The 22,436-nt window shown below is 64.7% G+C and carries 25 protein-coding genes and 1 pseudogene; 11 read left to right on the top strand and 15 right to left on the bottom strand.

Going from position 1 to position 22,436, the window contains the following annotated elements; genetic code table 11:
* Positions 1 to 55: 55 nt before the first annotated feature.
* Positions 56 to 487, bottom strand: a complete 432-nt coding sequence (locus AB0O58_RS04680) for a DUF5318 domain-containing protein (RefSeq protein WP_027495064.1) — start codon at positions 485 to 487, stop codon at positions 56 to 58.
* 99 nt (positions 488 to 586) lie between these two features.
* On the opposite strand from AB0O58_RS04680, the gene AB0O58_RS04675 reads away from it, so the two are divergent.
* Entirely contained in the window at positions 587 to 1,402 is an 816-nt protein-coding gene (locus AB0O58_RS04675; protein ID WP_366237953.1) for a DUF1707 domain-containing protein, read from the top strand.
* Positions 1,403 to 1,423: 21 nt separating this feature from the next.
* The gene (locus AB0O58_RS04670; protein ID WP_366237952.1) at positions 1,424 to 2,269 is read left to right on the top strand and encodes a DUF1707 domain-containing protein; all 846 of its coding nucleotides are present in this window, start codon (positions 1,424 to 1,426) and stop codon (positions 2,267 to 2,269) included.
* 26 nt (positions 2,270 to 2,295) lie between these two features.
* Here the strand turns inward: AB0O58_RS04670 and AB0O58_RS04665 are convergent, their stop codons facing one another.
* The 3 genes from AB0O58_RS04665 to AB0O58_RS04655 are packed head-to-tail and all read right to left on the bottom strand — an operon-like array spanning position 2,296 to position 3,283.
* Positions 2,296 to 2,568 carry a DUF4235 domain-containing protein gene (locus AB0O58_RS04665; protein ID WP_032370038.1) on the bottom strand — a complete coding sequence of 91 codons (273 nt, stop codon included), beginning with the start codon at positions 2,566 to 2,568 and terminating at the stop codon, positions 2,296 to 2,298.
* Positions 2,565 to 2,843 carry a DUF3618 domain-containing protein gene (locus tag AB0O58_RS04660; RefSeq protein WP_032370039.1) on the bottom strand — a complete coding sequence of 93 codons (279 nt, stop codon included), beginning with the start codon at positions 2,841 to 2,843 and terminating at the stop codon, positions 2,565 to 2,567. The genes AB0O58_RS04665 and AB0O58_RS04660 overlap by 4 nt, the downstream gene beginning before the upstream one ends.
* Positions 2,840 to 3,283 carry a phage holin family protein gene (locus tag AB0O58_RS04655; RefSeq protein WP_255182280.1) on the bottom strand — a complete coding sequence of 148 codons (444 nt, stop codon included), beginning with the start codon at positions 3,281 to 3,283 and terminating at the stop codon, positions 2,840 to 2,842. The genes AB0O58_RS04660 and AB0O58_RS04655 overlap by 4 nt, the downstream gene beginning before the upstream one ends.
* 197 nt (positions 3,284 to 3,480) lie before the next feature.
* Here AB0O58_RS04655 and AB0O58_RS04650 point away from each other — a divergent pair, with 197 nt between their 5' ends.
* Complete coding sequence (locus tag AB0O58_RS04650; RefSeq protein WP_366237951.1) at positions 3,481 to 4,056, top strand: PadR family transcriptional regulator; 576 nt, start codon at positions 3,481 to 3,483, stop codon at positions 4,054 to 4,056.
* Entirely contained in the window at positions 4,049 to 5,131 is a 1,083-nt protein-coding gene (locus AB0O58_RS04645) for an inositol-3-phosphate synthase (protein ID WP_027495057.1), read from the top strand. The genes AB0O58_RS04650 and AB0O58_RS04645 overlap by 8 nt, the downstream gene beginning before the upstream one ends.
* Before the next feature lie 95 nt (positions 5,132 to 5,226).
* On the opposite strand, the gene AB0O58_RS04640 is transcribed toward AB0O58_RS04645, so the two are convergent.
* Entirely contained in the window at positions 5,227 to 5,577 is a 351-nt protein-coding gene (locus tag AB0O58_RS04640; protein WP_032373435.1) for a nuclear transport factor 2 family protein, read from the bottom strand.
* Positions 5,578 to 5,685: 108 nt separating this feature from the next.
* On the opposite strand from AB0O58_RS04640, the gene AB0O58_RS04635 reads away from it, so the two are divergent.
* Both AB0O58_RS04635 and AB0O58_RS04630 read left to right on the top strand, forming a co-directional pair.
* Entirely contained in the window at positions 5,686 to 6,120 is a 435-nt protein-coding gene (locus AB0O58_RS04635; RefSeq protein WP_032399383.1) for an MmcQ/YjbR family DNA-binding protein, read from the top strand.
* Positions 6,111 to 6,995, top strand: a complete 885-nt coding sequence (locus AB0O58_RS04630; protein WP_032399382.1) for a LysR family transcriptional regulator — start codon at positions 6,111 to 6,113, stop codon at positions 6,993 to 6,995. Before AB0O58_RS04635 ends, AB0O58_RS04630 begins: the two co-directional genes overlap by 10 nt.
* Here the strand turns inward: AB0O58_RS04630 and AB0O58_RS04625 are convergent.
* From AB0O58_RS04625 to AB0O58_RS04610, 4 genes are read right to left on the bottom strand one after another with little or no spacing between them, the layout of a single operon-like run.
* Entirely contained in the window at positions 6,979 to 7,152 is a 174-nt protein-coding gene (locus tag AB0O58_RS04625; protein WP_167327633.1) for a hypothetical protein, read from the bottom strand. The two genes, AB0O58_RS04630 and AB0O58_RS04625, sit on opposite strands and share 17 nt — an antisense overlap.
* Positions 7,149 to 7,970 carry a carbohydrate ABC transporter permease gene (locus tag AB0O58_RS04620; RefSeq protein WP_032367661.1) on the bottom strand — a complete coding sequence of 274 codons (822 nt, stop codon included), beginning with the start codon at positions 7,968 to 7,970 and terminating at the stop codon, positions 7,149 to 7,151. The genes AB0O58_RS04625 and AB0O58_RS04620 overlap by 4 nt, the downstream gene beginning before the upstream one ends.
* Entirely contained in the window at positions 7,967 to 9,013 is a 1,047-nt protein-coding gene (locus AB0O58_RS04615; RefSeq protein ID WP_179275042.1) for a sugar ABC transporter permease, read from the bottom strand. The genes AB0O58_RS04620 and AB0O58_RS04615 overlap by 4 nt, the downstream gene beginning before the upstream one ends.
* 14 nt (positions 9,014 to 9,027) lie before the next feature.
* Positions 9,028 to 10,308 carry an ABC transporter substrate-binding protein gene (locus tag AB0O58_RS04610; RefSeq protein ID WP_032370043.1) on the bottom strand — a complete coding sequence of 427 codons (1,281 nt, stop codon included), beginning with the start codon at positions 10,306 to 10,308 and terminating at the stop codon, positions 9,028 to 9,030.
* Positions 10,309 to 10,496: 188 nt separating this feature from the next.
* Between AB0O58_RS04610 and AB0O58_RS04605 the strand changes: the two genes are divergently transcribed.
* On the top strand, positions 10,497 to 11,315 hold the full coding sequence (locus AB0O58_RS04605; RefSeq protein ID WP_032367974.1) for a DUF2786 domain-containing protein: 819 nt from the start codon (positions 10,497 to 10,499) through the stop codon (positions 11,313 to 11,315).
* A 3-nt stretch (positions 11,316 to 11,318) separates the two neighbouring features.
* Here AB0O58_RS04605 and AB0O58_RS04600 read toward each other — a convergent pair whose 3' ends face one another.
* The 6 genes from AB0O58_RS04600 to AB0O58_RS04575 form a co-directional block, all read right to left on the bottom strand.
* Positions 11,319 to 12,128 carry a MerR family transcriptional regulator gene (locus AB0O58_RS04600; RefSeq protein WP_366237950.1) on the bottom strand — a complete coding sequence of 270 codons (810 nt, stop codon included), beginning with the start codon at positions 12,126 to 12,128 and terminating at the stop codon, positions 11,319 to 11,321.
* A 274-nt stretch (positions 12,129 to 12,402) separates the two neighbouring features.
* Positions 12,403 to 13,668, bottom strand: a complete 1,266-nt coding sequence (locus tag AB0O58_RS04595) for an MFS transporter (protein WP_206498862.1) — start codon at positions 13,666 to 13,668, stop codon at positions 12,403 to 12,405.
* Complete coding sequence (locus tag AB0O58_RS04590; protein WP_366237949.1) at positions 13,665 to 15,416, bottom strand: ABC transporter permease subunit; 1,752 nt, start codon at positions 15,414 to 15,416, stop codon at positions 13,665 to 13,667. Before AB0O58_RS04590 ends, AB0O58_RS04595 begins: the two co-directional genes overlap by 4 nt.
* 3 nt (positions 15,417 to 15,419) lie before the next feature.
* Positions 15,420 to 16,904, bottom strand: coding sequence for an ABC transporter substrate-binding protein (locus tag AB0O58_RS04585; RefSeq protein ID WP_366237948.1), 1,485 nt, complete (start codon positions 16,902 to 16,904; stop codon positions 15,420 to 15,422).
* 17 nt (positions 16,905 to 16,921) lie between these two features.
* A complete protein-coding gene (locus AB0O58_RS04580) occupies positions 16,922 to 17,683 on the bottom strand; it encodes an ATP-binding cassette domain-containing protein (RefSeq protein ID WP_366237947.1) in 762 nt (253 codons plus the stop codon).
* A complete protein-coding gene (locus AB0O58_RS04575; protein WP_366237946.1) occupies positions 17,680 to 18,405 on the bottom strand; it encodes an ABC transporter ATP-binding protein in 726 nt (241 codons plus the stop codon). Before AB0O58_RS04575 ends, AB0O58_RS04580 begins: the two co-directional genes overlap by 4 nt.
* Positions 18,406 to 18,511: 106 nt before the next feature.
* Here AB0O58_RS04575 and AB0O58_RS04570 point away from each other — a divergent pair, with 106 nt between their 5' ends.
* From AB0O58_RS04570 to AB0O58_RS04555, 4 genes and pseudogenes are all read left to right on the top strand, one after another.
* Positions 18,512 to 19,021, top strand: coding sequence for a TIGR04338 family metallohydrolase (locus tag AB0O58_RS04570; RefSeq protein WP_027495044.1), 510 nt, complete (start codon positions 18,512 to 18,514; stop codon positions 19,019 to 19,021).
* Positions 19,022 to 19,093: 72 nt separating this feature from the next.
* Entirely contained in the window at positions 19,094 to 19,858 is a 765-nt protein-coding gene (locus tag AB0O58_RS04565) for an LLM class F420-dependent oxidoreductase (protein WP_366237945.1), read from the top strand.
* Positions 19,859 to 19,983: 125 nt separating this feature from the next.
* A pseudogene (locus AB0O58_RS04560) lies at positions 19,984 to 21,699 on the top strand (ABC transporter substrate-binding protein/permease).
* A gap of 5 nt (positions 21,700 to 21,704) precedes the next feature.
* The gene (locus tag AB0O58_RS04555) at positions 21,705 to 22,433 is read left to right on the top strand and encodes an amino acid ABC transporter ATP-binding protein (protein ID WP_174557188.1); all 729 of its coding nucleotides are present in this window, start codon (positions 21,705 to 21,707) and stop codon (positions 22,431 to 22,433) included.
* Positions 22,434 to 22,436 lie beyond the last annotated feature (3 nt).

Below are 22,436 nucleotides of genomic sequence, written 5' to 3'. Positions count from 1 at the left end.
TAATCTCGGCGGCCGCGTCGAATTCTCGGTGGCTGGGTTCAGCGAAGCGATTGTGTCATTCACTCGCAGTTCGACGGTTCGGTTGACGGGATCCCGATCGTGGGCGACGGGGTTGCTTGGGTGCGGGCACGGCCCCGAGGACGTAGGACTGGACGAGGTGATTCCAGCTGCACGAGCGGCAGACCTCGACCACATGGACCGAAAATTCCTCTTGGGTGGCAGCCAGCCGGCCGAGTTCGTCGGCCGTTCTCGCGGAGCCGGACAGGGGTCCGAGCTTCTCGCCGAACACCCACGACACCAGCGTGAGCTGCTCCTTCCGGCAGATCGGGCACACTACGTCGCTGCCGCGGCCGTGGAACTTGGCGGCACGTAGAAGATAGGGATCTGCGTCGCAGACCGCTGCCACGCCCGTCCTACCGGAGTAGACCTCGGCCAGCAGCGACCGACGCTGAAGGGCGTAGTCCACCACCTGTCGCTGAAGTCGCACGAGAACCAGAGTACGTGCGGCAGTGTCGATGGAGACCTGCGATCCCCGCCTGGACGACGATCGACCCCCATTCCTGGGCCGAGAAACTATGCTCCACCTGTGCCGACGCGACTGTCACCCAGTACGCGAGCGCGTGATGTGGATCGCACCGATACTTGCGCCACGTTGGACGAAGCACTCGCCGATGGCCAGCTGTCCGATTTCGAGCACGCCGCAAGGATCGATCTGGCGGAGGAAGCCGACACGATCGCCGATCTGCACGCCCTTATCGAGGACCTTCAGAACGACACCGATCTGCCGCCGATGGCCGACCCGATCGAGTTCGCGCATCCGATCACGACGGCAAAGGGCTCACGCCTGGGCTTCATGGCCGTCGCGGTCCCTGCCGTTGCCGCACTCGTGGCGCTCACATTCGGCATTCGCGCGTGCTCGAACACCAATGGCCTCGAATCGGGTCTCGGGTCGGCTGGGTACAAGAATCCTGCAGTCGTCGTGGATATCGTCGATGAACTGCAACAGAAGATCGGCACGTCGGTGGTCGACAGACTCGGGCTGTACGAGGACTACGCCGTCATTTCGGCACCTGCACCCGGGGTGCCACAGAAGCAGGTCAGCTACACCTATCGCAACGGCGTGATCGACGACTACGACGACAATTTCTCGAGCACCCGTGACTTCGACGAACCTCAGATCGACTTGGCGACGGTCGATCTGACGAAGGCAGCGGGAATCATCGCCGGTGCCCGCGAGAGCTTGAACATGAGTCGCATCGACAGCTACAACGTGAGCTTCCACGGCAGCGACAACGGTCCGCAAATTTCCGTCTCCGCCGACAACACCGATCAGGAAAGCGGAACTCTCCTATTCGATCCCGCAGGCAACTTCCTGCGTGTCACGCCGTTTTCGTTCGGCTGATGTGTCCGGAAAGGAGGCCGCATGATGGCACAACGACCCGATTTTCGCGCCCGTGACATCGACCGCGCGCTGACCGCCACCGTTCTGGATTCCGCATACGCCGACGGCCAGCTCACCTTCGACGAGCACCGCCTACGCAGCGAACGTGCGCGGGTGGCCATCACCCTGCGTGATCTGCGACGACTGGTCTCCGACCTACAAATCGACGTCGACCTTCCGGAACCACCGCCGCGAACATCCGAACCGAAGAACCGGCTACTGCTGGCACTCGGCTCGGTCGTCATCGTGACTGTAGGGCTGGTGGTGTTTCTGTCGACCAGGACCGGCGAACAACCGGTTCCGGCTGCTGCCGTCGTCGCGTCCACGACGACGCGCAGCGTGACCCCCACCGTGCCGATGGACCTGCCGGTCGACGTCACCCCGATCATCGCCCGTCCCTTCGTTTTCGACACGGCAGCCGGACTCGACGATTTTCGAGAACGCTACGTGGAACGCTTCGGCAGTTCGCAGGTTCTCGAGGTGTTCGTCCAGATGGACGGCAACCGTGCCGATGTCTATCGCCCGACGGCAGAGGGCCGACGAGAGCGCGTATTCGTCTCCGGGGGGTTCGAGGTGTATCACGAGACCGAGCCGCCCGAGGAACAAGAGGCGCTCTTCGATTGGGCCACAGTCGATTCCGCGGTTCTGGCAGGCCTCGTCGCGGGAACGCCCGAGGCCGTCGGGGTCCCGGACGCCGCCGTCGAATACGTCATGATCACCGACTCCCGCGGTGAGCAGCGCATCTCGATCACCGCACACAACGACGACGACCAGGGCGGCCGCGTCGAAGCGGACTTCGCGGGCAACATCGTCTCGGTAAGCCGATAGACGCCGCGAATCATGTTGCGTGTCGGCTACTTCGGGCTCTCGTGCGTGATGGCGCGGTAACCGGTTGCCCCTGCCCTGTCGACTGCGGCCTTGACGACGCCGAACACCGCACCGTGGACGGCTGCCGCGATCAGCACCTCTCGGACGGAGCGATTCAGATCCTTCGGGTCGGGGGCCGCCGCGTCGTCGTCGCCGACGTGCTTCCACACCTGCTTGAATACCGCGCCGGCCGCCAGCCCGCCGAGCACACTCGTCGCCAATGACATCGGTCTGTAGAACGCCTTCGATACTGCACTCATCGAAACACCTTTCTCGTACGTCGGCGACGAAGAAGAACCGTCACCAACACTGCGGTCACCACGAAGCCCACGGCCCCTGCGGCAGTGCCGGGCCTACTGCGCACCGCATCGGAGGCACGCGTCGCCTGTCGAGAGGCCTCGTTGCCCACTCGGGTGGGGATGTCGGCTTTGGCCGCGAGAGCTGCGACGGTGTCGGCCAGTTCGGAACGCTGTTCCTCGATGCTGGGCGGCTGATCGGAGTTGCCGGAAACACTGTGGGCCGGTGAGTCGGTCATCGGATGCCCTCCTTCACTGCGGTGATGTCGTCGCCGATACGTGCTGCGGTGTCCGCGGGAATCGGCGGCAAGGCCTTCTTTGCCCGTGACGCGCCGACTGCGGCCAGGATGCCCCCGATCGCCAGCACCACGATCGCGACGATCAGCGCTGCGAGCCATGCGGACAACACTGTTGCCAGTCCGAGCACTGCGGTAGCGATCAAGGTGGCGAGCCCGAGGAACAGCAGCAGCGCACCCGCGCCGGAGATTCCGACGCCCACCCCGAGGCGACTTCCCTTGCTCTTGACTTCGGCGAGTCCGGCGTCGATCTCGGTCCGGACGAGCGTCGAGACCTGGGTCGTCAGTCGCTCGATCAGCTGCACCGTCGATAGGTCCGCCACGTGGGAACCGCGCTCGGACTCGCCGTTCGACAGTGGGGGCGGTTGATCGTATTCGTGCATGATGCGCTCCTTCGATGTAGTGCCGTCCTGTGTCGATACCCGTGAAGGACCCCGAAAAACACGTCCGCGAATGCCGGTTCGCGCGATGTAACCGGCCATTGGTTTGTCACTTCATGTATCGGCGCGATACATTCTCCGATAGTGTGGCTCATCGCATCGCCAGGATGTGATCGTTGGATTCGAGAAGGGGGAGTTGCATGCTCGAGCTCGCAATTCTCGGACTGCTTCTCGAATCACCCATGCACGGTTACGAGCTTCGCAAGCGGCTGACCGGCCTGCTCGGAGCATTTCGTGCGTTTTCGTACGGATCGCTGTACCCGGCGCTCCGTCGACTACAAACCGACGGGCTCATCGCCGAGGACGCCGGTCCCGAACTGCTCGTGAAAAGACGAGCAAAACGGGTGTACGTGCTCACCCCCCTCGGCAGGGAACGATTTGCCGAACTGGTGGCCGACACCGGACCGCAGAACTACACCGACGACGGATTCGGCGTACATCTGGCCTTCTTCAGTCGAACCCCGGCAGAAGCTCGGGTCCGCATTCTCGAAGGCAGACGACGCCAGGTCGAGGAGCGCCGAGAAGGCCTCCGCGACGCTGTGGCCAAGGCGAACGGAACACTCGACCGCTACACCCGGCAACTCCACCAGCTCGGTCTCGAATCGAGCGAACGCGAGGTGCGCTGGCTCAACGAAGTCATCGCAGCCGAGCAAGCCGCCCCCAACCCAGCACCAAACAGGACAGTCAAGACAGAAGGAGAACCCGACCATGGGTGAGAACAACAACGCAATCCGCGTGGCCATTGTGGGTGTGGGCAACTGCGCCTCATCCCTGGTCCAGGGTGTCGAGTACTACAAGGACGCAGACGAGAACGCCACCGTTCCCGGCCTGATGCACGTCATGTTCGGCAAGTACCACGTCCGCGACGTCGAGTTCGTCGCCGCGTTCGACGTCGACGCCAAGAAGGTCGGCTTCGACCTCTCCGAGGCCATCTTCTCCAGCGAGAACAACACCATCAAGATCGCCGACGTGCCCCCGAAGGACGTCCACGTCCTGCGCGGACCGACCCTCGACGGCCTCGGAAAGTACTACCGCGAGACCATCACCGAGGCCGACGGCGAAGCAGTCGACGTCGCACAGGCACTGCGCGACGCCAAGGTCGACGTCCTCGTGTCCTACCTCCCCGTCGGATCCGAAGAAGCCGACAAGTTCTACGCACAGGCCGCCATCGACGCAGGCGTCGCCTTCGTCAACGCCCTCCCCGTCTTCATCGCCTCCGACCCCGTCTGGGCCAAGAAGTTCGAGGACGCTGGCGTCCCCATCGTCGGCGACGACATCAAGAGCCAGGTCGGTGCCACCATCACCCACCGCGTCATGGCGAAGCTGTTCGAAGACCGCGGCGTGCAGCTCGACCGCACCATGCAGCTCAACGTCGGCGGCAACATGGACTTCCTCAACATGCTCGAGCGCACCCGCCTCGAGTCGAAGAAGATCTCCAAGACCCAGGCCGTCACGTCGAACCTGCAGAAGGAATTCAACGCCAAGGACGTCCACATCGGACCGTCCGACCACGTCGGCTGGCTCGACGACCGCAAGTGGGCCTACGTCCGCCTCGAAGGCCGCGCCTTCGGTGACGTTCCCCTGAGCCTCGAATACAAGCTCGAGGTCTGGGACTCACCCAACTCCGCCGGTGTCATCATCGACGCAGTCCGCGCCGCGAAAATCGCAAAGGACCGCGGCATCGGTGGACCGGTCATCCCGGCTTCCGCCTACCTGATGAAGAGCCCGCCGAAGCAGTTGGCCGACGACGTTGCTCGCGAACAACTCGAAGCCTTCATCATCGACGCGTAATTCTCCGCGGCACTGACGCCCGCCGGTCCACTCAACGTGACATTGACCCCCCAAAAGGCCACCAAATGTCACATTGAGTACCGGCGGGCGTTCGTCTATCCCGCCTCGACGATGGCGCGAGGGTCGAATGTCACCCTGATTTCGGTGATTTTGCCGTCTTCGATTCGTTGCCAGTTCGCGGTGGGGGCCGGGGGTGCGATCGACGTGTGCAGGTCGAACCACGTCAACACGTTCGGGCCATCGACGAATACGTGCGCGATGTCGATGTCGGTGACGATCTGCGACATTCCCTTCAACCCGGCGACGCATTCTTCGCCGCTGTCGGCCGTGCCGAGTGGACCGCGAAACGTTGCATCCTCGTGCAGGATCGACGCCAGGTTGTCGAAGTCCTTCGCCTTCCAGGCCTCGAAGTAGGTTGCTGCAATTTGTGCGGGTGTCTGTGTCATGGATTCGAGTCTCGAACCGGCGCAGTCAGAAGTCCAACAGTTGGTTCCGATCATCACCAGAACTTTTACTCATAGCCGCAGCTAGACGCTACGCGCTATGGTTCTCGCGTGGCCATCGATCCCACCTCGAAGCATCCGATTCTCGAACGCGTTCGCGCTCTGGCGTTCGCGTACCCCGACGTCACCGAGAAGGTTTCGCACGGCAGGCCGACCTTCCGCACGACCTCGGTGTTCGTCTACTTCGGCGGCGGCGTCAAAGGCGGCGATCAGTTCGATCTGTCGTTCATCGTCAAATGCGAGAGCGCCGAGGAGCAGCGAGCCTGCGAACTCGAGCCGCGCTACTTCCATCCCGCCTACCTCGGACCCGCAGGCTGGGTGGGATTCGACCCGAGCAGTGACCGCAAAGACAAGGCCGACAGCGATGTCTGGGCCGAAGCCGCCGAACTGATCGACTGCAGCTACCGCGTCACCGCACCCAAGCGCTGCGTTGCCCGCCTCGACGCCGGCGAAGGTCCCGATCTGGGAGTACAGCAATGGAACTGAGGCAGCTCGAGTATTTCGTCGCGGTGGCCGAGGAAGCGAACTTCACCCGCGCTGCCGCCCGCGTTCACATCAGCCAATCCGGGGTCAGCGCGCAAATCAGGGCGCTCGAGCGCGAACTCGGTGCCGAGCTGATCGACAGATCCGGTGGCACAGCCACTTTGACCACAGCCGGCCAGGCGGCGTTGCCGCAGGCCCGCGCGACACTCGCCGCGGCAGGATCCCTCAAACAATCCGTCGACGATGTGACGGGCCTACTGCGCGGCACACTGAGCGTCGGTATGGTCACCGCCTGCACCGTTCCCCCACTATTCGACGCGTTGGCGGGCTTCCACGCGGCACATCCCGGCGTCGACATTGCTTTGCGCGAGGGTAATTCGGACGACCTCGTCGCGGATGTTCGATCCGGCGAGCTCGATCTTGCGTTGGTCGGTCTCGCTTCTCGGACCCCCGCCGGACTCGAATCGATGGTGGTGATCGACGAGCGAATCGTCGCGGCCGTTCCGGCGGGGCATCCACTGGCGGCCCACGAGAACGCGACGCTGGCGCAGGTGTGCGCACACCCGATCATCGCCCTTCCGCCCGGCACCGGGATCCGAGCCGTGTTCGACCGGGACTGCGCCGGGGTAGGTCTGTCACCGTCGATCACGTTGCAGGCCAGCGCACCTGACACGGTGGCCGACCTCGCAGCCCGCAGTTTGGGGGTCGGGATTCTCAGCCGGTCGATGGCCGAATTCTACGGCGACCGGCTCGTCGCGATCGAGCTGACCGACTCGCACACCGCCGCCCTGCTGGCCCTGGTGTGGCGCAGCGCGATGAGTCCGGCACTGGCCGAACTGGTGGGTATCGCGACGACGAGTTTCAACGAATCTTCTTGACGGTGAACCACAGTGCGACCAGCAAGCCGAGCAGCGCTACGGACGGCAGCACGCCGGGATCACCTCCGATGATCCCGGCTACGGCGAAACCGAGAGCTACCAGCGCAAAGAACCCGAGAATGCCTGCCAACAACTGCAGGTGGTCCTGCGCCGTCACGACTTGACGCCGCCCGCCGTCAGTCCGGAGATGATGCGGCGCTGGAACAGCAGCACCATGATCACCAGTGGAATCGCAACGATGGTGCCCGCGGCCATGATCGCGGCATACGGCACCACGAGCGGATCGTTGCCGGTGAACCGCGCGATGGCGACGGTCACCGGTTCGGTCTTGTCACTCGAGAGCTGACTGGCCAGCAGGTACTCGTTCACTGCGGCGATGAACGCGAGAATCGCGGTGGTGAACAAGGCAGGCGCGGCGAGCGGGAGCATCACCAGGCGGAATGCCTGGAATCGTCCGGCACCGTCGATCCGCGCGGCTTCTTCGAGCTCCCAGGGCAATTCGGCGAAGAACGCCGCCAGCGTATAGATCGTCAGCGGTAGAACGAACGAGATGTTCGGGATGACCATTGCCTGGTAGCTGCCGATCCACCCGATGTTGGTGAAGAACTGGAACAGCGGGGTCACCAATGCGACGACGGGAAACATCGACGCACCCAGGATGATGCCCGTCACCACGTACTTGAAGCGAAAGTCGATGCGCGAGAGTGCGTACGCGGTGAAGATGCCGATGACCAACGCGATCAGAGTGGTCGCGCCGCCCACGATCAGACTGTTGCCCACCGCACGCAGGAAGTTGTTGCCGTTTGCCGTCGACAACGCGTTCTCGAAGTTCTCCCACGTGACGTGCGTCGGCCACGGCGTCGTGTCGAAGGTGTAGCGCGGGTCGCGGAATGCGGTGACGACCATCCAATAAAACGGTGCCAGTCCCCAGACGAGAATGACGACGACGCCGAGATAGATGCGAGCTTGCTTCATCGGCCGGGCCCCTTGCGCTGATTGTCCTGAGTGGCAACGGCATTGGCACCGAGAAACTTCACCAGGATGAACGCCACGACGAAGATCATGATGAACGAGATCGTCGACAACGAGGCAGCGCTGTTGAATCCCTGACGAATCTGATCCACCACCAGGATCGAGATGGTCCGGGTGGCGGGATTGCCCTCGGTGAGGATCGCCGGCAAGTCGTACATACGCAGCGCGTCCATGGTGCGGAACAGAATTGCCACCATCAACGCGGGCTTGACCAACGGCAGTGTGATCCTGGTGAACCGCTGCCACGCCGACGCCCCGTCGACGCGGGCCGCCTCGTAGACGTCGGCTGGAATCATCTGCAACCCGGCCAGGATCAGCAACGCCATGAACGGCGTCGTCTTCCACACGTCGGCGATGATGACGGCGAAACGAGCGGGCCACGCGTCGCCGGTCCACAGAATGTTGGTTCCCAGAATGCGATTGGCGACACCGTCGTACGCGAAGATGAAGTACCAGAGCTTGGCCGTGACCGCCGTCGGGATCGCCCAGGGGATCAGGATTGCCGCGCGCAACAGGGCGCGTCCGGCGAAGGTCTTACCCATGATGACGGCCATTCCGAAGCCGATGACCACCTCGATGGACACCGTGACGACCGTGAAGAACGCGGTGTTTCCGACGGCGCCCCAGAACTGCGACCCCAGCGTTCCCGGCGGGCAGGGCACCAATGTGCCTGACGCCGAGGTGCATTGCTGCAGGATCCAGTGCGTGTAGTTGTCGAAGCCGGCAGATCCACCGGTGACGAACATGCCGGTGGCGGGATCGAGACCGGGATCCTTGGAGAAGGACATCACCAGGGCTCGGATCACCGGGTAGACGATGACGATCGCGAGGATCACCATCGTCGGTGCGATCAACAGCCAGGCCCGACCCTGCGTCAGGCCGAACCGCTTGTTCTTGGACCGCACATGCCGACCGCGGCCGGGGGACGAGCCCCCGGCCGCGGTGGTTGCGGCGGCCCCACTGGTCACACCAGCAGGTACAGCCATTGGTTCTCCCGAAATCAGTTGGCGCCGGCGGTTTCGATACCGGCCTGCATGTCCGTGATCGCCTGGTCGACGCTCTTCTCACCCTTGATGGCGGCAGAGACGTTGTCCTGCACAGCCTTCGAGACGGCCGGGTAGAACGGGGTGACGGGACGCGGAACGGCATTCTCGATGGATGCCTTCAATGCGGGAAGGTACGGCATCGCGGCGATCAGTGCGGGATCGTCGTACAGCGAGGAGAGCACGGGCGGCAAAGCACCCTCGGCGATGATGCGCTGCGCCTTCTCGCCCTGCATGAAGCGCAGGAAGTCGGCAGCAGTTGCCTTGTTCTCGGAGTACGCGCTGATCGCGGCGTTGTATCCGCCGAGCGTCGAGGTGCCCACTCCGGTGACGCCGGGAAGCGGTGCGACCGCGTACTTTCCGACCACAGCCGAACCTTCTTCTGCGGCGGTGCCGTAGACGTACGGCCAGTTGCGCAGGAACAGCGTCTTTCCGTCCTGGAACGCCTGCTGGCTGTCGGACTCCTTGAACGTGGTGTCCTGGGCCGGGATGACGCCGGTCTCGAACGCGGTGACCAGAGTCTGCAGTCCGGCCTTGGCTTCCGGGCTGTTGACGGTGGGGGTCTTGCCGTCTTCGCCGACGATCGATCCGCCGTGCGCGTTGATGATCTCCGACGCGTTGGCCGTCAGACCCTCGTAGGGGGCGAATTGCCCTGCGTAGCAGTCGATGTTGTTGTCGCGGGCGACCTGGCAGTCCTCGGTGAGCTCGGCCCAGGTGGTGGGTGCCTCGGGAAGCAGATCACTGCGGTAGTAGAGCAGTCCGCCGTTGGTGTTCTTCGGCGCGGCGTACTGCTTGCCGTTGTAGGTCGCACTCGCGACGGTCGCCGGAAGAACGCCTGCGTTGTCGAGTGCGAATTCGCCCTCGAGCGGCACGAGCCAGCCCTTGGCCGCGAACTCGGCGGTCCAGACGACGTCGAGTGCCATGACGTCGTAGTCGCTCTGCTGCGCCTGGAGCTGCTGAACGAAGTCGTCGTGGGCCTGATCGGCGTCGGCGGACTGCTCCTTGAAGGTGACCTGCTGATCAGGGTTGGCGGCGTTCCACTCCGAGATGATCTGCTGGACGACACCGGTCTCGGTGGTGTCCTGGCCCTCTACATACGTGATAGGTCCACGGCCGTCGGCATTTTCGGATGCAGCACCCGAATCGCCGCTCGAACCGCTGTCGCTCGAACATCCGGTGAGCGTCAGCAGCGTGGCTGCTGTCGCAACCACTGCCACCTTCGTGATCAAAGACGCCATTGTTTTCTCCACTTACTTCTACGCGGTGGTATGCGCCCGGAGATGGGCACGCAGAATCGTGCTGTGATGCTCCCCCGACACATATGTCGATGGGTACTGTGGCACACAACTCACCGCGTAGGGGTCATTATCGAGTTCCTGAATCGGTCAACCCGGACGTGTCGGAGGTGCCCGGTACCCTTTCGCTCATGAGTTCGGACAAGATGCTGACGCGAATCGGCGGATTGCTGCGTCAGGCGGAATCCACCGACAACCCCCACGAGGCCGAGGCCTTCATGGAGGCCGCGCAGCGTTTGGCCACGTCGGCGTCGGTAGACCTGGCGGTGGCGCGTTCGCACAGCGCATCCCGCGAACGGCAGGCGACGCCGACTCAGAAGGTCATCCCCATCGGTGAACCGGGCAAGCGTGGACTCAAGACCTACGTCCAACTGTTCGTCGCCATCGCGCACGCAAACGATGTGCAGTGCGACGTAGCCAGATCATCGACGCAGGTCTTCGCCTACGGTTTCGACTCGGACATCGAGACCACCGAGGCCTTGTACTCGTCTCTACTGATCCAGATGGTCCGAGCGTCCGACGCGTACATCAAGTCCGGTGCGTACAAATCCGAGACGGCCATCCGCACCGTGACCGAGGTCAAGAATCGTCGCCGCTACACCCGACGCGAGGAGGTGCCCGTCGCCGCCGTGACGGCACGTCTGAACTTCCAGACGGCATTCGCGTCGCGCATCGGTCAACGGCTCGCGGAGGTCAAGAAGGACACCGAGGCCAAGGCCATCGCGCAGGAGACCTCTGGTGCCGGAACCGCTCTGGTGTTGCGAGACAAGGAGATCGAGCTACGCGACTACTACCGGCAGACGTCCACTGCACGCGGGCACTGGCGAGGCCAGAGCGCGAACGCCGGGTACTCCGAGGGCGCACGCAAGGCCGGCGATCGAGCGGGACGAAACGCGAAGATCGGTGCCCACGCAGAGATCGGCGGAGCAAGCCGGCAGCTGGGACGCTGACTGCTACGTGGCCGGTGATGCCGTGAACACCGGCCATCCGATGTCGGTACGCCACAGCGCCGAGTTCTCGGTATCCCGCGGCCCGACGACATAGACCTCGCGAACCGGCCCCGCGATGGCCAGGCCGTTGGTCTCCACGTGCACCCCGAGCACACCGTACGTGACGTCGATGTCGTCGTGGGGTCCGTGATGAACCGTCACCGCTAGTTCGACGGGAGGCAGCGTCATCGGCCGAACTCTGCCGACGGATGGCGCATCGACGGTGGGAACGTAGACGGTCAACTCACCCCGCCCGTCGGTGAAGAGATCGTTGTCGTACAACCCGCCCGGCGGCCCCGTGGTGTCCGATACGACCGCGTCGATCTCGGCCATCGCGTCCGAGTACCAGCCCAGCACGTCGGACGCGTCGACCACCTCGGAAATGGATGCGACAGAGCACTGTTCAGTGAGAATGCGTCGGACATCGATCGCGGGCGGAGTGGGATCGAGCAACCGGCGCAGCGCCGTCACGGCTGATCTGGTGTCGTCCAACTGACGCTCGAGTCGAGTGAGATGTTCGGCGATCAGTCGAGCGCGGGCATCGGGATCGGGTGTCTGCACGATTGCCCGCACCTCCCGCTCCGGCATCTGCATCTTCCGGAACCGACCGATGATCTGCGCGACCCCGACCTGATCGGTGGCGTAGTACCGATAGCCCGAGTAGTCGTCGACCGTCGCAGGTTCGAGCAGTCCCGACTCGTGATAGCGACGCAGGGTCTTCAACGACAGATGGGTGATTCGAGAGAACTCGCCGATCGTGAGCAATCCGTTCATGCCCACATTCTCGCCCCTCCCCGTGGGGGAGAGTCGACTCTCCAGGGGGAGGGGTGACGCCGGATGTAGCCGAGGCCGCCGCAAACGCGCGCGCGTTCGCCAGGTGCGCGCGGAATAGCCCCGAATTCGAGGCGAATCCACTCGCGTATGACAAACGCGCGCGCGTTTGCGGGAATTGGGGGCGGCGGGATGGGGACGACGGCGGGATGGGGGCGGAGGAAAGGGGGCGGGGAAGTGCGGGCGGCCGACAGAAGCCGGCGACACCAGAACCAACTCAGTCGAGTCGAGCCAACACGATTCGCAGGCCGATGACACTGGCGATGGGGAACAGGGCAGCGACCAGCCATGGGATTGCTGCTCCCCAGCCGGTGTCGGGTGACGCGTCGATCACCGCTCCGACGGCGATCGAGCCGAGGAGTACCCCGATGCCGCCGAGGGAGGCCATGAATCCGTAGTACGACCCGAGTCGCCGTTCGGCAGCCATCTTGGGGACGAGGTCGCGCGCCTGCGGCATTGCGATCATCTGTCCCAATGCCAGCAGCAGCACGAACAGGGCGGCCGGAATCAGGCCGACGAGCCCCGTCAGCTCCAGAGGACTGAGGACCGCCACCAGCGCGAAAGAGAGTGCCATGACAGCAAATCCGATCGGCAGCGTGATGCGCGGCGAGACCGCGGCGACGCGTCGGGTGATGGGCAACTGCGTCGTGACGACGAGTACTGCGGAGATTGCGAAGAACCAGCCGAGTACCGTCTGGGTTCCCCAGGCCCGTTCGACCTCGAGGGGGAGCAGCAGATACAGCTGGTTGTAGGCCACCAACTGCGCGCTCATGGCGACGGCGAACAGCACGAAGGTGCGGTTTCGGATCACGTCGGTCCAGCCCGAGAGCCACGGATCGTCGCGGTGTTCGCCGGGCTCGCGCGGCAGCCATCTGATGTGTGCGGCGATGACGAGGACGAAAATGACTGCTGCCGTCAGACATGCGATTCGGAAGTCGGCCAACAACAGCAGAGATCCGATGAGTGGGCCGGTGAACGATCCGATCTGATTGCACACCGACAACAGCGCGAAGGTCTGAACCCGGGTGGCGCCGCCGCTGCGTTCGCTCTTGCCTGCTTCGATGGCGATCGCGGATTCCACTGCGGGAGAGAATAATGCGGCCGCGAACCCGACCAGTACCGTCGCGGCGACGACACCGGCGAGAGAATCGAACGCGGCCAGGCCCAGGAACCCCAGTACCCGCAGGACACAGCCGACGAGGACCACCGGCTTGATGCCCCACCGATCGGCGAGGGTGCCGCCCACGAAGAACAGGCCCTGCTGGGAGAACGTTCGGATACCGAGGACGACACCGACGAGTGCCGCTCCGAGTCCCAGATCGGACGTCAGGTGCACCGACAGATACGGCAACACCATGAAAAAGCCGATGTTGAACGTCATCTGGGTGAGAACCAGCAATCGCACCGTGGGCGTGGCGCGCCCGAGGTCGACGAGAAACGACCACCGCCACCGCGTCGGCGACTTGTCGGTCCTCGAACTCATGTAACGCGCCCTCCTGCATCGACTTTGCCGTCAACGCTACCGGTCGTTCTCACCCGCCCCGACGTCGCGCTGGCTACGGAGACGGCGAGGACGGCCAGTGCGATCAACGACGCCAGCGGTGCTGCCGCGACCCACGGTGCTCGCTCGACGGCGGCTACCCCGTCGGACAGGATCAGTCCCCAATCCGCGGTCGGCGGTTGCGGACCGAGGCCCAGAAATCCGAGGGCGGCGAGCGCCAGAGCGACACCGGGCAGCCGGATCATGGCGTGCCGAAACACGGCCGGCAGCACACCGGGAACGATGGAGCCGAACAGGATTCGACCGTTGCCGGCACCGAGTGTCGGCAAGATGGCGATGTAGGGCTGTGCTCGCGCCTCGTCGACGAGTGCCGCGGTGTGCGCGGCGAGTGGAGCCCACGTCACGATCAGGACCGCGACAGCCGCCCCGCCGGCGCTGGGACCCCGGATCGCGGCGATGAGGATGCCGGTCACGACGGGCGGAGCGGCATTGGTGACCTCCACGAGCCCTCGGGTCGCTCGGGGAATCAGCCCCAGCAGTACCCCGACGAACAAGGCCGCCAGCGTGACCGCCAGCGACAGGCCGATCGACCGCACGGCCCCGTCCGCCACTCGGGCGAGCAGGTCGCGGCCGGACGCGTCGGTTCCGAACGGGAACTCCGACGATGGTCGAGCGAACTTCTCACGTGTGGTGACCTGGCCGTCTCGTGGCAGCCCCACCAGAACCATCACCGCGAGCAGCGATGCGGCTGCAATCGGAACGATCCACCGACGCGGTGACGGGTGGAACACCCCGGCCGGGATCGGCATCGCCTTCTCGTGCAGTGCGCTGCCGAGCAGTAGACGGCGCAACAGTTCCGCCGCGATACCGAGGGCGGCACTGACGGCCAGCAGCAGCAAGATGTCGATCTGCAGGGCGGGCAGGTCCTGCGACTGCGCGTCACCGAGCGTCGAGCGCCCCAATCCCGGTATGGCGAAGACCTTTTCGACGGCCACTGCACCGCCCGTCATGGCGACCATGATCAAACCGACCTGCGAGGCGAGTCCGGGGACGGCCCGGCGCAACACAGCGACGGCGATCTGCCGCCGCGAGAACCCGGCCACCGTCCACGTGATCACCCATCCCTCGGTGAAGGTCACGGCTACCGCGTCGGCGAGGAGACGACCGATCAAGCCACCCGCTGGAAGGCCCAGTGCCAGTGCGGGTAACACCGCATATTCCGGCCCGTTCCACCCGTACGCCGGAAACGACAACCACACTGCTCCGACGACCACCAGTACCGAGGCGAGCAGGAACTCGGGCAGGGACGTCAGGGCAGCGGCGACGCTTCCGCCGGTACGCTTCGGCGTGCCGCGCAGCCCGGCCCGCATGCTCGGCAGGACGACGAGAGCAGCCGTCACGAGCGCGACGACCATCGCGAAACCCATCAGGGTCAGCGAGACGGACAGTGCCTCGAGCGCCCCGGGCAGTACGGGTTTGCCGGTGTTCCAGGATGTTCCGGGATTGCCCGACGCGAGGCCGGTGAGCCAGTTCCAGAAGGTCCGTAGCGGCCCGGCGTCGAGACCGAGGTCGTTGCGGATGGCCGTGAGGGCCTCGGGCGTCGCTTCTTGCTCGGCGGAGCGTGCCCGCAGAATGCTCAGTGCGGGGTCTCGGTCGGACAACCACGGCAGCATCCCGACGAGCAGTACGACGCCCGCCACCGAGAGCAGCCGTGAGACAGTCGTTCTCACTGCCTACTCGAAGGCGGTCTGGTTGGTGATCAGCGTCCGCTCGCGTGGATCGCGGGCCACGCCGGTCACGTTCTCGGACTCGCCCTGAATGACGCGTTCGTGCAGCAGCGGTACGGCGGCATCCTTCTCGAGGATCAACTTCTCGGCCTCGAGGATCGCGGTACGTCGAGCGTCTCCCGGATCGGTGGCTGCGGCGTCGGCCAGCGCGACGTCGACCTGTGGGTCGCAGAACTGCGAGATGTTGAACGAGCCCTCGCAGGCGAAGTCGGAGTACATGTACGCAGCCGGATCACCGGAATCGAGCACGGTGGCGCGGGAGAGGATGAACGCATCGAAAGCGCCGGCGAGAGCATCGGTTTCGATGAACTGATATTCGCGCACGACCTGTTCGACGACGAAGCCCTTGGCTTCGAGCTCCTGCTGCAGCAGCACCGCGACCTCGGGGAGTTCGGCTCGGTCCGTGAACGTGGCGAGGGTGATCTTCTTCCCTGCGGCGTCGCCGGCCGGGGTCTGCGTACGCGACGGCCGGTCGGCGGCCCACGGCAGAGCGGGGCCGAGCAGTCCGTTCGCGGCGTCGGCGCGGCCCTCGTACACCTGATCGACCAGACGGTCGCGGTCGATCGATTCGCGTGCGGCTGCGCGCATGGCCGGGTCTGCGAAGACCCCGGACTCGGTGTTCAGGTACAGGGTGTTGGTGCGCGGCATCGGCACCTCGTGCACGAGTGCCTGATCGACGTTGGCGGCCTGAGACACCGGAATCGCCTCCACCACATCGGCTGTGCCGTTGCGTAGCGCTGCGGCGCGGGCCGTGCCGTCGGGTACGAAGTCGACGTCGATGCCGGAGACCTTCGCCGGCTCTCCCCAGTAGTTCTCGTTGCGGTCGAGAGTGGCTGTCGACGTCCCGTTCACGGCCTTCAGAACGAAGGGTCCGGTGCCGGTGCCGATGGGGTTGCTGCTGCCCGTCGAGTACGCGTCGGGTGCCAGGATGGCCAGCTGTGGGCTCGACAGTCGTTGCGGTACCAGTGGATCGACGTCGGCAGTGGTCACGGCGACGCTGTCGGCGTCGGTGGCGGTCACCGTCATCTCGACGCCGTCGAGGATGCGCGGCTTGGGGGCCGACTGCGTGGCCGCGGTGAGCGCGGTGACGACGGCCGCTGCGTCGAGCGGGGCTCCGTTGTGGAACGTGACGTCCGGCCGGATGTCGAAGTTCCAGGTCCGATCGTCCACGCGGTTCCAGGCGGTGGCCAGACCCGGCTCGGCCTCACCGAGATCGTCGAGAACGATCAACGTCTCGGCGGTGGACCAGCGCGACAGCTTGAAGGCGTCGTCACTGAACTGGGACAACCCCGAACGAGGTGGCTGCAGCATTGCCACGCGCACGCGGTTCTCGCCGTCGTCGGAGGAGGCAGAACTGGACGAAAAGCACCCGGTGAGCGTCAGTGTGCCCACTGCTGCGAGCGCGCCGATGCGAAACATGTTGCTGGTCAATGTAGCTCCTGATTGTGTTACGTGAGCCGAGGAACGGCGTCGATCAGATCTCGGGTGTGCTCGTGCTGGGGCCGAGTGAGAACGCTGCGGACAGAACCGGATTCGACGATGCGACCCTCCTGCATCACCGACACGTCGCTGCAGAGTCTGGCCACGGCCGACAGGTCGTGGCTGACGATCAGCAGCGCACCCGGTAGGCCGGCAAGAACATCGAGCACCTGCTCTCGGAGGTCGGGATCGAGTCCACTGACCGGCTCGTCCGCCAACAGATAGTGCGGCGCGCAGGCCACGGCTCGGGCGATGGCGACTCGTTGTTTCTGCCCGCCGGACAGCTCGGCCGAACGGCGAGCCAGGAAGTGCGCATCGAGTCCGACGGCAGACAATGCGCCGGTGGCCCTGGCTCGGTGATCACCCTCGATACCGAGTAGGCGTAGCGGAGTAGCGACGAGGTCGAGGACGCTGCGGCGCGGGTCGAGACTGGTTGCCGGGTCCTGCGGGATGTACTGCACCCGGCGGCGGAACCACCGCAGCGATCCGGCCGATCCGGGTCGGACGACTCGCCCGTCGAGCGAGATCCCTCCGCCGCTCGGGGCATCGACGGCCAGCAGCAGGCGCAGCAATGTCGTTTTGCCGGAACCGGATTCACCGACGACGGCAATCCGCCCGGTCGGCGGCACGGCGAACGTGACGGCATCCAACGCGGTGTGCGACGTGCCGTGCCGGTCGTACTGCCGCGTGAGTGCCGTACCCACCAAACCGGCAGCCTCGTCCAGGCTCACGATGCAACCAGCTGCCGGAACGGATCAGCCGCCCGAGCGACGTCGATCATCTGTCGCGTTCGATCCGAGCAAGGGTTCTTGAGTACCGTTGCAGTGGAACCGGATTCGATGATTCTTCCGGAATCGAGTACCAGCAGGTGGTCGCACAACTGCGCGGCGACGGCGATGTCGTGGGTGATCAGCAGCAGCGACGGCACCTGCCGCAGAGCGTCGAGAACGCGCGCCTGACTCAGGACGTCCAGTGCCGTCGTCGGTTCGTCGGCGATCACCAGCGAGCTCTCGCGCGCCAATGCCAGTGCGATGCAGACTCGTTGACGCTGACCACCCGAAAGTTCGAGTGGGTGCGAGGCCAGAACGCGCGCGGTGTCGTGCAGACCCACTCGCGCGAGAAGCGCGGCGGCGTCGAGCGTGCGGAGTTGCCTGCCGACGGTGACCATCGGGTTCAGCGCCGTCGCGGAGTCCTGGAAGACCATCGCCGGGCGTGCGGTGCGCGGCCGCTGCGGGGTCGGAACACCGGCGACATCGTGGCCGTCGACGACGACGCGACCGGAACACGTGATGCCCGGCGGGAGGTATCCGACCAGAGCCGAGGCGATGGAGGACTTGCCCGAACCCGAGGCGCCCAGCAGGCCGACGCGTCGACCCGTGGGTATCTCGAACGAGACGCCGTCGACGATGCGGGTGCGTCCGGCGTCGATGCGGAGATTCTCGACGACGAGCACGACGAACTCCTGAGCCTGGAAGTGGGAATGACTTCGACAATCGTTGTCACTTGAACCATAGGCGAGCGCTGGTACGGAAACAACTCGACCTGCTTAAGCTGTACGAGTGAGCAGACCGAGGGATGCGCAGCGGTCGGCGGTGTACGACGCCGAACAGATGGTGCGGATCATGTTCGATCGAGCCGAGGAGCGCGACAACCGCGTCGTGACGGTGTTGGGCTCACAGATCACGCTGCCGATCGAGCGGAAGTTCGCCTCGTTGAAATCCGTGCAGAGCTACGTCGATGCGGTGCTGGCGCTGGACTGGATCGCGACTACCTGGCCCGACGCCGGCCGGACGGTGACCGTTCGGGCCAGATCCGGATCGGGTGCCGCTCATTACGAGCGCGACGCCGCGACCATCGCGGTACCCCTGCATCAGGGCAATCGGGCCTGGGCGCTGCGCGAGCTGGTGGTGCTGCACGAACTGGCTCACCACTTCGGTGACGAGGACGAGCAACAGCACGGCGGAGCGTTCGTCGATCGCTACATCACGTTGGTCGGCGACATCGTCGGCTCCGAGGCCGGGTTCGTCCTCCGAGCGATGATGGCCGAGAGCGGAGTACGAGTCGGCTGATCTCGGTCGACGTGCATCGCGCGAAACGAGGTGCATCATGGGTGAGACAGCCCACACGACGAGGAGACGTACATGACCGTCAAGATCGGTGTTCAGCTTCAGCCCCAGCACGCGCCCGACTATCAGCTGATCCGCGACGCGGTGCTGCGGTCCGAAGACGCGGGGGTCGACATCGTCTTCAATTGGGACCACTTCTATCCGCTGTACGGCGACCTCGACGGCGCGCATTACGAGTGCTGGACGATGCTCGGTGCCTGGGCCGAGCAGACGTCGAACGTGGAGATCGGCGCGCTCGTCACCGGAGGTGGCTACCGCAACCCCGACCTGCTGGCAGACATGGCGCGCACCGTCGACCACATCAGCGGCGGCCGATTGATTCTCGGCATCGGTGCCGGATGGAACGAGAAGGACTACGACAACTTCAGCTACGAATTCGGTACGGCCGGTTCACGTCTGGCGCTGCTCAAGGAGAGCCTGGGCAGGATCCGCCACCGCCTCGACGTCGGTAACCCGGCCCCGACGCGCGACATCCCGATCCTCATCGGCGGCGGCGGTGAGAAGAAGACCCTCAAGCTCGTGGCCGAGTACGCCCACATCTGGCACAGCTTCGCCGACCTCGATGCACTGAAGCGTAAATCCGAGATCCTCGCCGAGCACGGCACCACCGTCGGGCGGGACACCTCGGGCATCACCCGCTCGGTCTCGTGGCCGGGCGCGGACACCGCACAGGACTTCGTCGACGCCGGAGCCACGCTGTTCACCGTCGGTACCGGGGGACCGGATTACGACCTCACGGAACTGGGCGAGGCCATCGCGTGGCGGGACGCACACCGCTAGACGCGATTGAGGTGAGGGAATTTCGGGAACAAGCGGGTTGCTTCATACAACTGCAATGTGATTGTCGTGTGCCTCCATCGGCACGATAGCCTCGTTCGTCCCTCCCGATTGCACCTAGGAGCTTCATCTTGAACACACGTCGTTTACGAGGCCGTGCCATCGCAGCAGTCGCTGCGACGCTCGCACTCACGCTCGGAGCCGTCGCGTGTTCCGACGGAAGCTCGGGTGGCACCGGCGAGAACGCTCTGGCCGGTTCCGACCAGGCCTCGCTCGACAAGTACACGACCGACAGCGTCACCGCGCTCGATCAGATCGACACCGCGAACCTCGGTCTGATCAAGCCGGGGACGTTGTACGTCGGCACCCTGTCCGACGCGCCGCCGAACATCTTCATCGACGACGCAGGCAACTTCACCGGCTTCGACAACGAGCTGCTCAAAGCCGTCGCGGCCAAGCTGAACCTCACCGTCGAGTTCTCGGCGACCGAGTTCTCGGGCCTGCTCGCAGCGGTCAACAACAAGGTCTACGACGCCGGTTCCTCGTCCATCTCGACCACGGATGCGCGTCGCCAGACCGTCGGCTTCACCAACGGGTACGACTTCGGTGAGATGGCACTGGTCGCGAAGAACGACTACTCGATCAAGACGATCGCCGAGTTGAACGCCGATCAGCGCATCGCCGTGGTGCAGGGCACCGTGCAGGACGATTACGTCACCAACACCCTCGGCATCGAGCCGGTGCGGTTCCCGGATTACAACACCGCGTACGCGAACGTGAAGTCCGGCCAGGTCGACGCCTGGGTCGCGCCGTCGCAGCAGGCAACCGGTCAGGTCAAGACCGAGGACGGTGTCTCCATTCTGGAGAAGACCATCAACACCACCAACTTCACCGCCTACGCCGTCGCCAAGGACAACCAGCCGTTGATCGACGCCCTGAACGCCGGCCTCGACGCCGTGGTCGACGACGGCACCTGGAGCACGCTCGAGAAGCAGTGGTACCCGGACCGTGAGGTCCCCGCCGACTGGAAGCCGGGCAGCAAGGCGTCCGTTCTGCCGGCGTCGTAAGGGCACTCGTACCTCATGAGCACTCTGTCGAATCTGTACGACACGTTCTTCGATTGGGAACTGATCGGCGAGACCATTCCCAAACTGGTCACGGTCGGATTGCCGAACACCCTCATTCTGGCGGTCTCGTCGGGAGTGATCGGTACCGTGATCGGACTCGGGCTGGCGGTGGCGGGTATCTCCCGCACCCGCTGGCTCCGGTGGCCGGCGCGGGTGTACACGGACATCTTTCGTGGACTACCCGCCGCCGTGGTCATCCTGCTCATCGGCCTCGGGTTCGGCCCGACGCTGACCCAATTCACCGGCAGCAGAAGCCCGTTCCCGTTGGGCATCCTGGCACTGTCGTTGATGGCAGCGGCCTACTTCGGTGAGATCTTCCGCTCCGGCATTCAGAGTGTCGACTCCGGACAGCTCGAAGCCTCCCGCGCACTGGGTTTCAGCTACCGCCGGTCCATGAACCTGGTGGTCGTGCCGCAGGGCATTCGGCGCGTGCTGCCGGCGATCGTCAACCAGTTCATCTCGTTGATCAAGGACAGCTCGCTGATCTACTTCCTGGGTCTGCTTGCCTCGCAACGAGAATTGTTCCGCGTCGGCCAGGACACCGCCGCCCAGACCGGCAATCTCTCGCCGCTGCTGGCCGCCGGACTGTTCTATCTCATCCTGACCATCCCACTGACGCACCTGGTCAATTACATCGACCGACGCCTGCGATCCGGTAAGGCCGACACCTCGGGCACCCTCGGTCCCGTCGAAACATCCATCGTGGTGGAGAGGTAGCCGACGTGACTTCAGTTTCTCTGACCGGCAAGGACATTCACCTGTCGTTCGGTACCAACAAGGTTCTGCGTGGGGTGAGCCTGCATGTCGACGCAGGTAAGACCACCACCGTCATCGGGCCCTCGGGCTCGGGTAAGTCCACGCTGTTGCGGGCCCTCAATCGCCTGCACGAGCCCGAGCAGGGAGACATCCTGCTCGACGGCAAGTCGGTGCTGAAGGACAATCCCGACGAACTTCGTCAACGCATCGGCATGGTGTTCCAGCACTTCAACCTGTTCCCGCACAAGACCGTCGCCGACAACATCGCGCTCGGGCCGCAGAAGCTGCTGGGGCTCAACAAGGATGCGGCGCGCGCGGCCGCGATGGAGCAGCTCGAACTGGTGGGCCTGGCCAACAAGGCGGATTCGCGTCCGGGTAATCTCTCCGGCGGCCAGCAGCAGCGCGTCGCCATCGCGCGAGCACTGGCCATGAAGCCCGAGGTGATGTTCTTCGACGAGGCCACCTCTGCGCTGGACCCGGAATTGGTCAAGGGAGTGCTGGCGTTGATGGCCGACCTCGCCAAGGGCGGCATGACGATGGTCGTGGTGACCCACGAAATGGGCTTCGCTCGGTCGGTGTCCAACAAGGTCCTGTTCATGGATCACGGCAGCGCCGTCGAAACCGGAACGCCGGAGCAGTTGTTCGACGATCCGCACACCGATCGACTGAAGACATTCCTCTCGCAGGTGCTGTAGCAG

Source organism: Rhodococcus sp. NPDC080181, assembly GCF_040702225.1.
GTDB lineage: Bacteria > Actinomycetota > Actinomycetes > Mycobacteriales > Mycobacteriaceae > Rhodococcoides > Rhodococcoides fascians.
Note: the sequence above shows the minus strand (reverse complement) of the source record. Positions and strands in the feature narration are given on the sequence as shown.